The following is a 14,259-nucleotide window of genomic DNA, read 5'->3' as shown; positions in this document are numbered from 1 at the left end:
GTTGTCGCTTGTCCTGAACTATATAAGTTCAACTAAAGAATCCTTAGACTGGCACTCCGATGACAGAACAACCTTCCGATCGCTGTTACCCCCAGATTTCTTTAATTCCTTTATAGAAAGGGGAAATCCGGCGATAGCTTATGCTTCCGATGTAGCTTTCTTTTAGAAAGCTTTAAGGCGAACGCCTTCGCTTCTTCAGGTTATTTCTGTCCTCTCTGTTATTGTGTAAATGTCTAGTTGAACATATATAGGAATTAACCTTTAACCGCACCGATTGTAATGCCCTGCAAGAAGTAACGTTGCAGTGAGAAAAATAGAATGATCATGGGCAGGGCACCTATTGTTGCCCCCGCCATCATCGCGCCGAAATCGGTTGATTCGGCAAACACGAACGAGGCCAGTCCCACTTGAATCGTACGCATCTCATTCGAATTGGTAATCAGGAACGGCCAGAAGAATTCGTTCCACGAAGCGACAAACGTGAAAATCGCCAGCACCGCGATCCCCGGCTTCGCCATCGGCAGGATCACTTTCCAGAAGATGCCGAACTCGCTGCATGCATCAATACGCGCCGCATGAATCAGTGATGTGGGCAGCGTGGACATGAACTGTTTCATTAGGAATATGTTCCCTACGCTGACGGCAGCAGGCAGAATAATAGCTGTATACGTATCCCCCAGATCAAACACATTGACCATCAGAATGTACAAAGGAATTAACGTCACCTGTGCTGGAATCATCATGGTCCCCAGAAGGGTCCAGAATACCGCCTGACTACCCGGAAACTTCAGTTTGGCAAATGCATATCCCGCCAGGGAGGCGAAGAATACATTGGTTACGGTCAGTATGATCGAGATGAGCAGCGAATTGTACAGCCAGCGCCAGGCATCAGTTTTGGCAAAAAAGCGCTCATATGGCGATAACGACAACTGCTCCGGGATCATCTGTGGTTTAAACGACGCCGACATCGCGCTATCCTGCACCGAACCGACGAGCATCCAGTACATCGGAATGACCGTCACCAGCGCCCAGACGACCAGCAGAATGGATGCAACAACGAGCAGTGTCTTTTTCTGTGTTGATTTCATGGATTTCATTCACCCCCGGATGCTTAATGCAACGTGCTCTAATCGTACGTGTTCAAAAAGGTCGGTTTTCAGTTGAACTACCTCTAATACTCAATATCGCTGGAGAAATATTTGAACTGTATGACGGAAATGACAATGATGATAATCGCCAATACGAACGACTGTGCCGAAGCCAATCCAAATTCATAGAATTTGAATGCCGTCTCGTAGATCAGATAAGCGATCGTTGTTGTCGCAAAGTTTGGTCCACCCTGTGTCATCAGATATACCGAGATAAACACCTGGAAAGACGTGATCACACCTGTAACGAGCAGATACAGCGTTGTTGGTTTGAGTAGCGGCCATGTAATCTTGCTGAACTGGGTCCAGCCGCTGGCATGATCAATATCCGCCGCTTCGTACAGCGATTTCGGAATACCGCCCATGGCTGCCAGATACAGAATAATGCCCGCCCCGTGCGATCCGAGCCAGTTCATGAGAATGAGGGAAAAGAGTGCCGTTCCCGACTGGCCCAGCCAGATCACCGGGTCAAGGCCGAACAGGCTGAGGAAGCGGTTCAGCAGTCCCGAATCGGTTGGATCAAAGATCGCCAGCCATACAATGGAGATCGTTACCCCGGAGGCTACCGCAGGCAGATACATCGTAGCTTTGAAAAAAGTCTGCCATTTACTTTTCATCTGATAGATGAAATAGGACAGTACAAATGTAATGAGAATATTGACTGGGACTGTACCTACAGTGAAGATCACCGTATTTTTAATCGACTTCCAGAAAGTCTCATCCTTCACCAGTCGCTCGTAGTTATCCAATCCAACCCACGTCGAATTCATAATGTTGTATTTCTGGAAGCTCATCACGAGAGCTGTTAGTACGGGATACAGTGTGAAAATGAGAAACAGCAGGACAGGCGCCAAAATGAACAAATACGCCCACCCGTAATCTCGCCAAAACCGGGCAGCCCGGGAAGTCCGGGGCGCAGACGGTTTTGGCGCAAGGGCGGTCTGCATGGCGAATCCTCCTCTCCTAATCAGTGTGGTTATACATTATGCTTGATTGTCCACGTTATTGTCCGAACATCTGCTGGCCTTTGTTCTTGAAGTCTTCTGCGATCTGCTCCGGCGTTTTCTCACCTGAGAACAGCGCCTGAATGTTAGGCTTCACTACCTGTTCCTTGAATTGTTTTTGCTGTGATGCTTTGTCGATATCCAGTTCCAGTACAACCGGCATCGCAATATCCTCTGCCATGACTTTCGCAGCAGCCAGATTATCGGCTTGACCAAGTTCTTTTCCTTTAAACAGATCCACCTGGGACTGTCTTACAAATGGGAGAGCCAATTCATTGGCGGAGTTCCCTGCTTTGGCACCACTGAGCGCTTCCATCACCAGGAACGTATTTTTGGCATGTTGCTCGCCTTTGTCCTTCTTCTGTTTGAAGGCTACATACCCTTCGCCGCCCATCGTTGTTGCCGCAGGTTGATCATCGTTATGCGGTACAGGCAACAGGACAAAATCAATCTTTTCCCCCTGTACCTTGCCATCATCAATATCCTTGTTGCGGTTCTGAATCATCACATCATAATAAGGAATCGCTTTGGAGATGATCGCCGTTTCCCCTGCGTAGAACATATCCGTCCGTTTCGCTGGAGCGAGAGCCGCTGTTTCCTTCGGCATATACCCTTGATCCATCAGGTTTTTGATAAAAGAGAGAGTATCCAGAATGCGACCATCATTCCACTGGAACGTGCCGTCTTTATCAAGAACATCGATCATGCCGTTGTTCCTGGATAACAATTCAATGAAATCGAGCGAAGTACCATCCGTAACCAATGCATACTGCTTAGCCCCGCCATCGAGCGTTTTGGTCAATTTGGCTGCGGCATCGTTGAATTCGGACCAGGTCCAGCCGTTTTGCTGAATCGATTTCCAGTCAATGCCCGCTTCCTCCAGGATCCGTTTGTTACCACCCCAAGCCCATTGGAATTGATATAAAGGCAGTCCATATTGTTTCCCCTGAATCTGGCCTAACTCAAGCGTTCCTGGCAGATAATCGTCCTTGATCTCAGGTGTCAGGTAGCTGTCCAGCTCAAGTGCCAATCCTGTATTCACATACGTGCCGTCTACACTATGAAAGTAAAGATCCGGCGGGTTCCCGGCATTCAGAGCGACATCGAATTTTTTGGGCCCTTCCGCCCAGGAGAGCATTTCCGTCTTCACGGTAATGTTCGGGTGTTCCTTATTGAAATCAACGATTAGATCCTTCAGTTCATCTTCATATGTTCCATGTACTGGATACGTCCATACGGTCACCGTATCTTCTGCATTGGGATCATCTGAAGCAGCGCCCCCGCTATTCCCGCAGGCAGTAACCATGACCATCATCAACAACATTGCCCACACTAGACCCTTCTTTTTCATCCCTTCATCTCCTTCGCGTGTCGTCTCCCGATAATTGCATTGCCTAACCATGCTACCCCTTTTGGAATCATCCATCCTTAAACGGCTTAACAGACTACTGAGCGTGGCAGTAAGGAAAATGCACCTCCCTTATGGATTAGACCTGAACATACGCAGGATTAATCTCTTAAATGCAATATAACGTCAACTTAGTTGACATTAACAGTATTAATTCCTTCCAAAATTGTAGATTGAGTTCATTATATGAGCTCTGAAATAAAAATTCAACATTATTTTTTAATATAAAATTTAATTTTACTTTTTCATTTTATGCCTCTATACTATGTAAAAAGAAAACTCAAGCAATCGAGGTGAGCCACTTTGCGAGTATATGTTGGCGTAGATGGAGGCGGTACCAATACTGATGCAGCAATCATTTCTGAATCTGGCGAGATTCTCGCCCGGCTCAGCGGAGGTCCCACGAACCCTCACAGCGTACCCCTGGAACAGGCCCTTTCCGAACTGCAACGAGTGCTGGAACAGCTATTCAATCTAAAAAGTGATCTATCGACAAATTGTGAAGGTATATGCCTCGGTATGTCAGGTGTAGATACCGTGCAAGAACGGCAACTTATAGCCGACGCAGTAAATAACTATATGAAGAGTCGTAATCGACAGGGATCAGAAAGCTGCCCTGTCTGGGTTGTATCCGAAGGAGAGATTGCCCTGATGGCCTCTCTCGGACATACTCACGGTGTATTGTGCATCTCTGGAACAGGGTCCATCGTGTACGGATTTACGCTAGAAGGAAAACGATACCGTGCAGGAGGCTGGGGTCATCTGCTAGGAGATGAAGGGAGCGGCTATCGTATTGGACAACGTGCACTCCAAGTGGTCATGCAGAGCTATGATGGTGTTCTTCCTCCAACCCGTTTAACCCCGCTTCTTCTAAAGAAACTGAACCTTCGGGATATATCGGAGCTAAAGTCGCTGGTCTATCAGACGAATTGGGGCAAAAGCGAGACAGCATCCATCGCCCGCCTTGCTGTAGAGGCAGCTGAATCTGGAGACGAGGCTGCCCAGGCACTGATCATCGATGAGGCCGCACAATTGGCGGATACCGCCAAAGCGCTGATTGCCCGTCATCCCGAATTTGCATCTACTCAGGTTGTCCTGTCCGGGTCGCTGTTTCGATATGCAGCCCTTTTCCGAAATACATTTATCCAGAAGTTATCGGGATATTATGGAGAGTTGGAATTTGTATATCGTGAAGATGCCCCTGCTCCATCGGTAGGTGCAGCACTATTGGCAAGAAGATGCCGTTCCCTGAATGTATCATTCTAAAAGAGAGAAGGAGGCCGTACAGATGAATCACATGCTGAACTCATTAGTAACGGAACAACCCAATCCACTAACGGATCATATAGATGAATTGCCATCGGCAGAAATTATGGAACTGATCAATAAGGAAGATCAACGGATTGCAGAGCTTATCCAGCCCCTGATTCCGGTCATTGCCCAAGCGGCGGATCGGATCTTGGAGGCCTTTCAGTCTGGCGGCAGGCTATTCTATGTAGGTGCAGGCACCAGTGGACGATTGGGGATACTTGATGCTTCGGAATGTCCGCCTACCTACGGAACCCCACCCTCCATGGTGCAGGGTATTATTGCAGGGGGATTCCGGGCAGTGAAGGACCCCGTTGAAGGTGCTGAAGATAGTGAGGAATTGGGAGCGGCGGACCTTGATGAACATGGATTAGACAAAAACGATGTCGTAGTTGGCATTGCAGCCAGTGGGCGAACGCCATATGTGCTAGGTGCGATGAGACACGCGAGGGAGATCGGAGCTACGGTGATCAGCCTGAGTAACAACGCAGGTACGCCGATGACCCTTTTGGCTGATGTGAGCATCGAGGCCGTTGTCGGCCCGGAGGTTGTCATGGGATCAACACGTATGAAGGCAGGCAGCGCCCAGAAAATGATACTGAATATGCTCACCACTACTGCCATGATTCGTCTGGGCAAGGTTTACCGTAATTTCATGGTCGATCTGAATCCTTCGAACGAAAAGCTTGTCCATCGGGCCAAACGCATGATCCATCTGGCAACCGGAGCGAATGAGGCGGACATTGAACAGGCCTTTGCCGGTGCAGACGGTCATGTAAAAACGGCAATCGTCATGCTGATGGCTGGTGTGGACGCCGTGGAAGCACAGCGAAGACTGGATCTGGCTGACGGATTTGTCCGCAGCGCCATTGCCGGTCCTTCCTGAACCAAGCAGGGCGCATAGTCCTTCAAGTTGAAAGAGCCTGACATCAGTCTGGGCTCTTTTTGGGCTTTTTTTATACGAAAAGCAGATATTATTGGCATCAAAAAATCCCCTCCTGTATGACAGATAGGGGATTCATATGATTCTACTTCATTTATGCTCCAGTATAGCCTGTCGGCTCTTCTCCAAATATTCCACCGACTGGTTGTAGTCGCGACTGGCAATCGCCAGATACAAAATGTCGATCACGTTCAACTGGGCAATCCGTGACGATGTTGCTCCACTCCGAATATCACTTTCGGTGGACGTAATCATCAGAGGCACATCCGCCATACTGCTGAGTGTATTGCTGCCCCACTTGGTAATACTGATTGTCGCTGCACCGCCTTCGTGAGCATGCTTCAGACAGGAGATTACATTCGATGTCTCTCCTGAATACGAGATACATACCACCGCGTCATCTTCGCGGAGCGTCGTTGCGGACGAAATCTGCATATGTGGATCGGCAAACGAAAAGCTTGTGCGATTGATTCGCATGAACTTGTAATGTGCATCCAGCGCAATCAGGTTCGAGGCCCCTACCCCATAGAAAAAAATCCGGTTTGCCCGATGAAGCACGTCCACAGCCTTTTCCACCAGACGTGGGTCCAGAATATGAACCGTATCCTTCACTGACTGAATATTATTTGCGGACACATGCTGAATAATGCTCTCCATGGAGTCCTGGGGACGAATCTCCGTATAATTATATTGCTCATCCGTCTGTAAATCTCCAGCAATCTTAAGCTTCAGTTCCTGGAAACCTGCTACCCCGAGCGATTTGCAGAGACGAATAATAGCTGCCGGGCTGCCCCCGCTACGTTCGGATAACTGTGCCACCGAGGACTGGACGGTTTCTTGTGGGTGATCGAGAATATAAGCTCCGATCTTCCGCTCCGATGGGGTCAGGTCATCCATTAATGCGCGTAAACGTACAAGTCCACCTTTCATGCTCTCCATTCGCTCCTCCTTTCCATACTGCATTCATGTACAAGCATTTTATCTTATAATTTCACTCGCGTCTAATTGAATTGCATGTCTTTCCCTAACTGAACTCCATTCGAAGTCAGGTCTCACTAGAGCGTCAGGTTGCCCGAGATTACGGCGTGTCTCGCACCAGTTACTGCCGGGAGTGTGTTGGTTCTGCCCATAAGTGCCTCATGGCCAAGTAAAGCAAATCCAATGGCTTCCCGAGCATCATCCGGTATGCCGTAATCTGCTGTTCGTTCCAAACGGATCTCCTTTGGAAGTCTATGACGGATCATCTCCATTAAGGTGGCATTTGAAGTGCCACCACCGCAGGCGAGCATGGCCGATATGTGCACTTTGGGCAGGATAAAATCCTTCACTGCACGTACGATGGTCTCTGCGGTCAGACAGGTGGCAGTAGCCAGCGTATCTTCCAGCGTTAAGGAACGTGCTGCGGCCATCTCCATCAGTCTCACTGCATACGCGGCGCCATATACTTCCCGCCCGGTACTTTTCGGCGGGAGTCGTTTGAAATACTCATCCTCCAAACACAGGTCTACCAGACCCTGATCGACCTTCCCCTGTGCGGCAATGCTTCCACTCGGATCATAATGCTGCCGCCCGTCCGTTGCCTGCCGCACAATGGCATCCATCACCATATTGCCCGGTCCCGTATCAAAAGCCGAAATACCTTCGGTAGATGACTCGCATGGAAGCACCGTTACATTTCCAATGCCGCCGATATTCTGCACCAGCCGCCCTTCCGTCGGACTGCGGAACATCAGAGCATCCGCATAAGGCGTAAGCGGAGCACCCTCCCCACCAGCCGCCATATCCCTTGCTCGCAGATTGCCAATCACTGGCAGTCCTGTCCGTTCTCGAACGACCGCACATTCACCGATCTGCAATGTCGATACCACATCAATACTTGCTCCCGATGGACCTGGAAACGCAGATGCTACAGGAGCATGCCATACCGTCTGTCCATGCATGCTAATCACATCCACCTGCTGCGTTGAGATACCGGCGGACTGCATCAATTCCGTAACACTATGCGCATACCACTCCGATACACCAAAATGCGCGGCTGTCAGCTCGTCGACACGAGCAGTCCCCGGTGAACATAACCGGATCAGTACGTCTCTTAATTCATTCGAATACGGCACACAGACGAAATCAACCAGCTCGATCTCCTGTAATGCACCGCTCATATCGGTTTGAATACGCACCAGCGCTGCATCCGTTCCGTCCAGAGATGTCCCTGACATTAGTCCGATGACCAGATGCTCCTGCTTCAAACGATACTTCTCCCACATCGGATAGCTGCCTGTATCCATCCATTTCCAACCTCCTGCAAGACCCGATGATCACGTCATCTGCCAACATTTTACCCAGTATATGATATAAAATTTCACAAGTCAAACTATATGTGAAATTAAATTACATACGATAAAGGTTAACCACTCTCTATGTATCTTTTCCTACGTTTTCCGATTTGTAGACAGATCGGCACGCCAAAACAGGCTCTCGCCCTCAGCGAAAACCTGTTCATTCGTCAGTAGACACTATATATAATCGAGCACACTAAAGATCAGAACCAGCCCTGCAATGCACATCATCCAGGAGAGAACTGACCCGGACTGTTCCTCCAGTTTTCTTTGCAGCTTTTCCACGATCCCCTGTATCCTGGAACCCAGCCATGTATGCAACACATAGATCACAAGGGGTGGCGTGATCATGATTAGATTATATCCAATAAGAATGAGTATCCATCCCGTTATTGGAAGTCCCTCCGTGATCATCAGACTTACCGCAGTATAATAGGGAAGAGCGGTTCCTGCTTCCAACAAAAATGTAGAGATGCCCATGACAAGTAATCCCTTGAACCCCGTGGAACGGGGAACTTGATATTTCTTTCTTCCACCTGCCTTCGGTTTGACCCAGAAACTCCCTGTAAAGAGTATTCCTCCTACGATCAAAAGGGCCCAGCTCACAACTTTATGTTGAAAAAATGACGTGAAGATTGCTTGTAACAGCTCCAATCCTACCATCAGTAAACCGCCCAGAACCAAGTATAAAAACATGACGGTCACTACGTAGATCATGAGCCGTGAGCCAAAACGCCGGTTCTCTTGAATCATTAAATATAACGTTACACCGATCAGCGCAGGACTTAATGTATCCAGTAGTGCAAGTCCCCCAATATAAAACAGTAATTCAGCCTTCATGAGTAGGTCCACTCTTGTTCTCCATAAAAATATCATAAGCCGCTTCCATGTAATTGAGCAGTTCTGGCTCCAACGGATAAAATCCAAGCTCATTGGATGCTTGAGTAGATTTTCTGGCATCCCACAGTTTATCCAAAAAAGCGTCCTCTCCCCCAAACTGTTCCTGCTGCTTCTCCAGCATACGACGAATTACATTCTGGACTTTATCGTCATTAGGGGCATTATTCATCTGACTTTTCAACTGGCCAATCAGTGCAATCCATTCCAGAGAATCGGGATCATTACCTTGCATACGGGGCAGTTTCTCCCATAATTCCAGCTCATCATGGCTAAAGCTGTTTTCTTTATATGATCGTAGCCTGTCCATATTTGGCTTGGAGAGCTGAATCAGCTTCTCAAGCGTATCTTGCTTATTACCTTGCTCCATTATAAGGCTGTTTAACATTTCTCTCAGAGATGAGGCCATAGAATTCAACCGCTGTTGTTCTTCTATAATATAGGAAAGTTGATTCCTTAGAGACTGTTCCCAATTCCATGACTCATCGGTGAGCATCTCCCGAATTTCTTTTAGCGAGTAGCCCATATTTTTGAAAAATTGAATCTGCTGTAGCTTCTTTAAATCGTCTTCTACATATAATCTGTGCCCCCCTTCCGTTTTGGAGGAAGGACTTAAGAGGTCGATCGAGTCGTAATATCGTAATGTTCTCACTGTCATTCCCGTTCTGTGCGCGAGTTCATGAATATGAATATACAATGCGTTATACACCTCCTACAGCTCATATATCATTTTTCTTTTTCCCGTCTATCATCGTATATTTCAACAGATAGCCTACCCCCAGCCCAATTAACACACCTGGAAATACATGATTCATGATTAGTCCTATACCTGCCCCGATAATAACGCAACTATATATGAAAATATCTTCCGTTTTCATGATTATTACCCTCCTTTGCCCTATATAACTGAATTCGTGACCATTATACATAATGACGTTACGTCAACTTCAACCCCTTTTTTTTCGGAAAACACCTTGATCCTGACGTTACGTCATCATATAACATGAAGTCATACAAAATTCAAATTCATACCGGAGGTGATCTGATGACAAAAGTTATTTCCTTATGCTTCTGTCTGCTCTTTGTTTTAACATCCTGTAGCTTATCCAGTAGCGCCATTACCGACACACAAAAGGCATCCCTGAATTCCATTGACCTCATCTCAATAGATAATGGGAGTACTCCAATAACCGTGGAGACTGTACCCGATATTACCTCTCTGGAAGTATCAAGTAACGCATATGATCATAAACCCGTTTTTAATATGGTCCGCGGACACAGAGACGTAAGGATCTCTGCAAGTAAACATATGGTTCGGATCTTTAATCTGGCGAACACACCTGTAATCACGGTTAGAGTCCCACTTCATTATGAAGGTGATTTGCGTATTAACAGTTCATCCGGAAAAGTCCAGATCAACCATATCCAATCCAACTTGTGGGTTAACGGGACTAGTGGCTCGATTGACATAAATGCGGACCGTATTCTCTCCAACATTCACCTTGTTTCAACGAGCGGTAATATAACACTGAACGTAATGGAAGAAAATCCGAATGTGAACTGGACCATGGAATCTCGAAGTGGAAGACGTTCTCACTCCTTCGACTTGCAGCAGATTAGTGATAACAAACACACCTCCAAAGGCACTACAGGGCAAGGGAAATATCAAGTCCATATCCGCACCAAATCAGGTAATATATCGATTCAATAAGACATGCCTATCTTCCAATACATTTCAATTGAAAAGACAAAAAGAGGCGCACAAAGGCGCCTCGGATGTACTAAAATCAGATGTGCAACTATTAAAAGGATAACTCATCTCCTGGAGACAACGCCTGGATATCAGCTTGCGCAGATGAATATTCATCAAGCAAACCTTGTCTCAACCGTTCCGTCTCCGCAAGGTCAGTATGCACAAGCACGGTATGCCGTGCCGATATCCGGCCCAACATCTGCTCCACATCCCTCCAACCCTGATGAACTTTGTAACGCAATTTCCTAACTTCACATTCGCCATGTGCCTCTGGATTTTTCAATAACTCATCGGCAAATGTTCCGGCGGCAACATGCCCGGTGAGCAGAATCAGATTTTTCTCATCCGATGCCCATTTCTCATAGTACCAACGTGCAAGCGAGGACTGCATCATGCCGTCCGGCACAAACCAGAGGGAAACATGATGTTGTTCCAGCAACTGCAGACGCTCTTCTTCGGTAGATGTCTTTGCCCAACCTTCTCCGCTCAGAAAATGATCGATGCTGTCCGCAGGCGAAACTTCCCCAATCCGCTCTTCCGTCCTGAGCCAATAGGGAACACGATGTAACTGTGTCATCCCATGCACCAGTTTCTGTTCCACAATCATGGGGATGTCCTGAAAACATTGCTGCGCCCACAGAATAATCTCCTGGCCGCGGCCCACCGCAGGCATAGGCAATAAAACCTTGCCACCCCGAGCAAGCGTACTGCTGATCGCGCTCTCCAGTTGCTGCAGTTTATCGGCCTGCGTATCCTGGTCCGTACCATAGGCAGCATCTACGATCGCCAGATCAAGCTTAACCTGGGATGAGTCAGACATGGATGCTATGGCATCCATACGCTCTCTCATGTGCATTTGTTCGGTAAGGTTGTGGCTGTGTAACAATGCAGATGAGCCTAGTGCTGTCTCTGATCCGGTAGATCCTGTATCAGCAAGGGTCTGAGCATATGCTGATTGATCAACCAGTATCTGTCCCATAGCTTGACCAAGTACCATTTCGCTGACCTGTTCGCTGTTCGCATCCGTTTTTACATTGGGCGCGTTGGAGTTGGACATATCCTGAAGGCTTTGAACCGGAGCAGGAACAACCCATACACAGCTATCGCGATTCAGGTCTGCCCACCGGAATCCGTCAGCCACATCGTCATCCTGTAGAAGCATGGACTCGGACGTATAATCACCGGAGTACAGAATCCGCTTGCCCTCCATCTCCAGACCGAACCAGACCGAACCCGCCAGATGCCCGCTACGCCCCCAGACTGCCGCCACCCCAGGTATGATTTCAAACCAATGGCCCCGGTCTGCTTCGTTTTCCAGAAACCTGTATCGAATACGCTGCTCATCAGCTTTATCATATGGTATTACATGTCCTGCACGTTCCATGCTGCTGCGCCATGCCCGAAAATACGTACCCAGCTGCTCCCTCGTCTCCCTTGTCGTCCACACTTCACCCTGGTAGCCCATCTTATACAGCAAAGGGATAGCGACCGAATGATCCTCATGGGCGTGAGACAAGAGGACCGCGTCCAGTTGTGGTACAATCTCCGGCTCAATCAGCGGATACTGGCCCGTGCCTTCTTTTTTGACACCACAATCCAGCAAAATGCGAAACCGGCTCCCGCTCAGGAGATAGGCGGAACGTCCATGTTCGCCTGCACCGCCCCATACGTTCAGTTTGATCATGATGCATTCCACTTTCTCTTTGAATTCAGCAGTTCGATTCCAAGCAGCATGAGCACCGTCATGCCTACAGTCACAACGGCCATCGCCATTCCGAGTGATACCTGACCTTGTTCAAACTGGGCAAAAATATACGTCGCCGACGTCTGCATGGACGGCGGGAGAATCAACAACGAACCTACCAGCTCTCGGGTAGCAATCGTAAAGGTCATCATCCAGCCCGCCAGCATGCCGGGCAGAATCAATGGGATCAGGATTCGCCGCAGAATATACAGCGGCTTCCCCCCAAACACTTGCCCAGCCTGGAACAATGTTCCGTCAATCTGGGTAAAGCTCGATTTTACATACTGCACGGTGTAAGGCAAGAAGAGAACAACGTACGTGAGAACAACCATGCCATAGGTGTTATACAACGTGACAGGCATCCAGGGTGAGTTCCAGAAGAGAATCAGACCCACTACCATCACGATACCCGGCACCGTATTAGGCAACAGACTGAACAAGTCAATCACACGCTGCATGAATGAAGATGATCTGCCGATCGCGAGCGCAAAACCCGTACCAATAACAACAGCAACGGTTGAAGCCGCGAGGGATAGACCGAGACTGTTCCCGATGGCCTTCATACTCACTGATCCCCAAGATAAGAGCTCTTTGTAATGATCCAAGGTGAGATTATCAAAAGCAATTCCCGATCCCCGCAGCTTCATGGTCGAAGCGGCAATGATGGAGAAATACGGGATACCTACCGACAGGATCAACAGGATCGCAAGATACACCCCGCACAACCATCCGGCTCCGCCGCGTAGAGAATATCGCTTCGAACGTTGCCCTTTACCACCCACCAGACGATACGTGAACTTCCGGCTCATGGCAGACTGCATATACCACATCACCAGACAGACGGACAGCAGCACAGATGCCAGCGAAGTCGCCTTGCCGAAATCAATCGGCCAACTGGAGATGTACTTATGAATTTCAGAGGTCATGACATAATAGCCAATCTTGCGCCCGAAGGTTGCCGGTGTACCGAATTCCGCAATCGTTTTGACAAAGACCAGCATGATCCCCATGCCGTAGGACGACAACAATAAGGGTAAAATAATGCGTCTGAAACGGTACCCTGCACGTGCACCGTGCACAGCCCCCGCTTCTTCCAGATTTCCGCCGATGCGGATCAATGCATCACGAAGCAGCAGATACAGGAATGGGAACAGGTGCAGGCTCATGATGAGCACCATGCCCCAGAAGCTGAAGAAAAGCTCACTCCAGCCTACAGATGAGGGTACCCACTGCTGGAGATACCCCCCTTTTTGCATAAAAAGAATCCAGCCCATCGAGCCGATATACGGCGGGGTCATGAATGGAATCATCAGGATGACATCCACCCAGCGATGCTCACCCATGCGGGTCTTCGCCATCATCCAGGCCAGCGGCAGCGCCAGCAGCGTGGTTACCGCCACCACGCAGATGCCAAGCCAGACGGAATTCAGCAGTACACCCGACAGATGATGTCCCGTAATCGTGCGAATCGGTGCCATCCAGTCCCATTGTCCGTCCACATAGACACTTTGCCAGAAAATCAGCAAGAGCGGCACGCCAATACTTATGGTCAGCAGAAAGAGGGCCAGAATCACGCCCACTCTCCGAAAAATACGGTTGTTGTCCATAACAACAGGTTTCACTACGTTCACCTCACATGACTTTCCACAGACAGCAGGTATGATTTAGACGAATAGAATGAAGTATTTCGATCTATACCTTGCTTATTGAAAGACGTT

The 14,259-nt window shown here is 48.4% G+C and carries 13 protein-coding genes; 3 read left to right on the top strand and 10 right to left on the bottom strand.

Going from position 1 to position 14,259, the window contains the following annotated elements:
* Nucleotides 1-254: 254 nt before the first annotated feature.
* From MKZ12_RS01855 to MKZ12_RS01845, 3 genes are all read right to left on the bottom strand, one after another.
* Entirely contained in the window at nt 255-1,088 is an 834-nt protein-coding gene (locus tag MKZ12_RS01855) for a carbohydrate ABC transporter permease (RefSeq protein ID WP_105601619.1), read from the bottom strand.
* A gap of 83 nt (nt 1,089-1,171) precedes the next feature.
* Nucleotides 1,172-2,095 carry a sugar ABC transporter permease gene (locus MKZ12_RS01850; protein WP_339239167.1) on the bottom strand — a complete coding sequence of 308 codons (924 nt, stop codon included), beginning with the start codon at nt 2,093-2,095 and terminating at the stop codon, nt 1,172-1,174.
* 55 nt (nt 2,096-2,150) lie between these two features.
* Nucleotides 2,151-3,503 carry an extracellular solute-binding protein gene (locus MKZ12_RS01845; protein ID WP_339258427.1) on the bottom strand — a complete coding sequence of 451 codons (1,353 nt, stop codon included), beginning with the start codon at nt 3,501-3,503 and terminating at the stop codon, nt 2,151-2,153.
* 360 nt (nt 3,504-3,863) lie between these two features.
* Here MKZ12_RS01845 and MKZ12_RS01840 point away from each other — a divergent pair, with 360 nt between their 5' ends.
* On the top strand, nt 3,864-4,826 hold the full coding sequence (locus MKZ12_RS01840; RefSeq protein WP_339258426.1) for a BadF/BadG/BcrA/BcrD ATPase family protein: 963 nt from the start codon (nt 3,864-3,866) through the stop codon (nt 4,824-4,826).
* 22 nt (nt 4,827-4,848) lie between these two features.
* Nucleotides 4,849-5,754, top strand: coding sequence for an N-acetylmuramic acid 6-phosphate etherase (gene murQ / locus MKZ12_RS01835; RefSeq protein ID WP_339239164.1), 906 nt, complete (start codon nt 4,849-4,851; stop codon nt 5,752-5,754).
* Between the two features lie 147 nt (nt 5,755-5,901).
* Here murQ and MKZ12_RS01830 read toward each other — a convergent pair whose 3' ends face one another.
* The 5 genes from MKZ12_RS01830 to MKZ12_RS01810 form a co-directional block, all read right to left on the bottom strand.
* Nucleotides 5,902-6,741 (bottom strand): MurR/RpiR family transcriptional regulator, encoded by an 840-nt coding sequence (locus MKZ12_RS01830; protein ID WP_339242872.1) that lies wholly within the window; start codon nt 6,739-6,741, stop codon nt 5,902-5,904.
* Nucleotides 6,742-6,866: 125 nt separating this feature from the next.
* Nucleotides 6,867-8,096 (bottom strand): anhydro-N-acetylmuramic acid kinase, encoded by a 1,230-nt coding sequence (locus tag MKZ12_RS01825; RefSeq protein ID WP_339258422.1) that lies wholly within the window; start codon nt 8,094-8,096, stop codon nt 6,867-6,869.
* A gap of 228 nt (nt 8,097-8,324) precedes the next feature.
* Nucleotides 8,325-8,987: a GAP family protein gene (locus tag MKZ12_RS01820; RefSeq protein WP_339239162.1), complete on the bottom strand. Its 663-nt coding sequence runs from the start codon at nt 8,985-8,987 to the stop codon at nt 8,325-8,327.
* Nucleotides 8,977-9,741: a MerR family transcriptional regulator gene (locus MKZ12_RS01815; RefSeq protein WP_339258420.1), complete on the bottom strand. Its 765-nt coding sequence runs from the start codon at nt 9,739-9,741 to the stop codon at nt 8,977-8,979. The genes MKZ12_RS01820 and MKZ12_RS01815 overlap by 11 nt, the downstream gene beginning before the upstream one ends.
* A gap of 22 nt (nt 9,742-9,763) precedes the next feature.
* The gene (locus tag MKZ12_RS01810) at nt 9,764-9,922 is read right to left on the bottom strand and encodes a hypothetical protein (protein WP_339258418.1); all 159 of its coding nucleotides are present in this window, start codon (nt 9,920-9,922) and stop codon (nt 9,764-9,766) included.
* Between the two features lie 167 nt (nt 9,923-10,089).
* On the opposite strand from MKZ12_RS01810, the gene MKZ12_RS01805 reads away from it, so the two are divergent.
* Nucleotides 10,090-10,755 carry a DUF4097 family beta strand repeat-containing protein gene (locus MKZ12_RS01805; RefSeq protein ID WP_339258416.1) on the top strand — a complete coding sequence of 222 codons (666 nt, stop codon included), beginning with the start codon at nt 10,090-10,092 and terminating at the stop codon, nt 10,753-10,755.
* 91 nt (nt 10,756-10,846) lie between these two features.
* Here the strand turns inward: MKZ12_RS01805 and MKZ12_RS01800 are convergent, their stop codons facing one another.
* Nucleotides 10,847-12,481, bottom strand: a complete 1,635-nt coding sequence (locus MKZ12_RS01800) for an MBL fold metallo-hydrolase (RefSeq protein ID WP_339258414.1) — start codon at nt 12,479-12,481, stop codon at nt 10,847-10,849.
* Complete coding sequence (locus tag MKZ12_RS01795) at nt 12,478-14,148, bottom strand: iron ABC transporter permease (RefSeq protein WP_339261274.1); 1,671 nt, start codon at nt 14,146-14,148, stop codon at nt 12,478-12,480. Before MKZ12_RS01795 ends, MKZ12_RS01800 begins: the two co-directional genes overlap by 4 nt.
* Nucleotides 14,149-14,259 lie beyond the last annotated feature (111 nt).

It is taken from the genome of Paenibacillus sp. FSL R5-0713 (assembly GCF_037973325.1).
GTDB lineage: Bacteria > Bacillota > Bacilli > Paenibacillales > Paenibacillaceae > Paenibacillus.
This window is presented reverse-complemented; position numbering and strand designations above follow the sequence as displayed.

Excerpts from the sequence above, each read along its gene's own strand:
- MKZ12_RS01855 (WP_105601619.1), bottom strand. The coding sequence starts at position 1,088 with ATGAAATCAACACAGAAAAAGACACTGCTCGTTGTTGCATCCATTCTG.
- MKZ12_RS01850 (WP_339239167.1), bottom strand. The coding sequence starts at position 2,095 with ATGCAGACCGCCCTTGCGCCAAAACCGTCTGCGCCCCGGACTTCCCGG.
- MKZ12_RS01845 (WP_339258427.1), bottom strand. The coding sequence starts at position 3,503 with ATGAAAAAGAAGGGTCTAGTGTGGGCAATGTTGTTGATGATGGTCATG.
- murQ (WP_339239164.1), top strand. The coding sequence starts at position 4,849 with ATGAATCACATGCTGAACTCATTAGTAACGGAACAACCCAATCCACTA.
- MKZ12_RS01830 (WP_339242872.1), bottom strand. The coding sequence starts at position 6,741 with ATGAAAGGTGGACTTGTACGTTTACGCGCATTAATGGATGACCTGACC.
- MKZ12_RS01825 (WP_339258422.1), bottom strand. The coding sequence starts at position 8,096 with ATGGATACAGGCAGCTATCCGATGTGGGAGAAGTATCGTTTGAAGCAG.
- MKZ12_RS01820 (WP_339239162.1), bottom strand. The coding sequence starts at position 8,987 with ATGAAGGCTGAATTACTGTTTTATATTGGGGGACTTGCACTACTGGAT.
- MKZ12_RS01810 (WP_339258418.1), bottom strand. The coding sequence starts at position 9,922 with ATGAAAACGGAAGATATTTTCATATATAGTTGCGTTATTATCGGGGCA.
- MKZ12_RS01805 (WP_339258416.1), top strand. The coding sequence starts at position 10,090 with ATGACAAAAGTTATTTCCTTATGCTTCTGTCTGCTCTTTGTTTTAACA.
- MKZ12_RS01800 (WP_339258414.1), bottom strand. The coding sequence starts at position 12,481 with ATGATCAAACTGAACGTATGGGGCGGTGCAGGCGAACATGGACGTTCC.
- MKZ12_RS01795 (WP_339261274.1), bottom strand. The coding sequence starts at position 14,148 with ATGGACAACAACCGTATTTTTCGGAGAGTGGGCGTGATTCTGGCCCTC.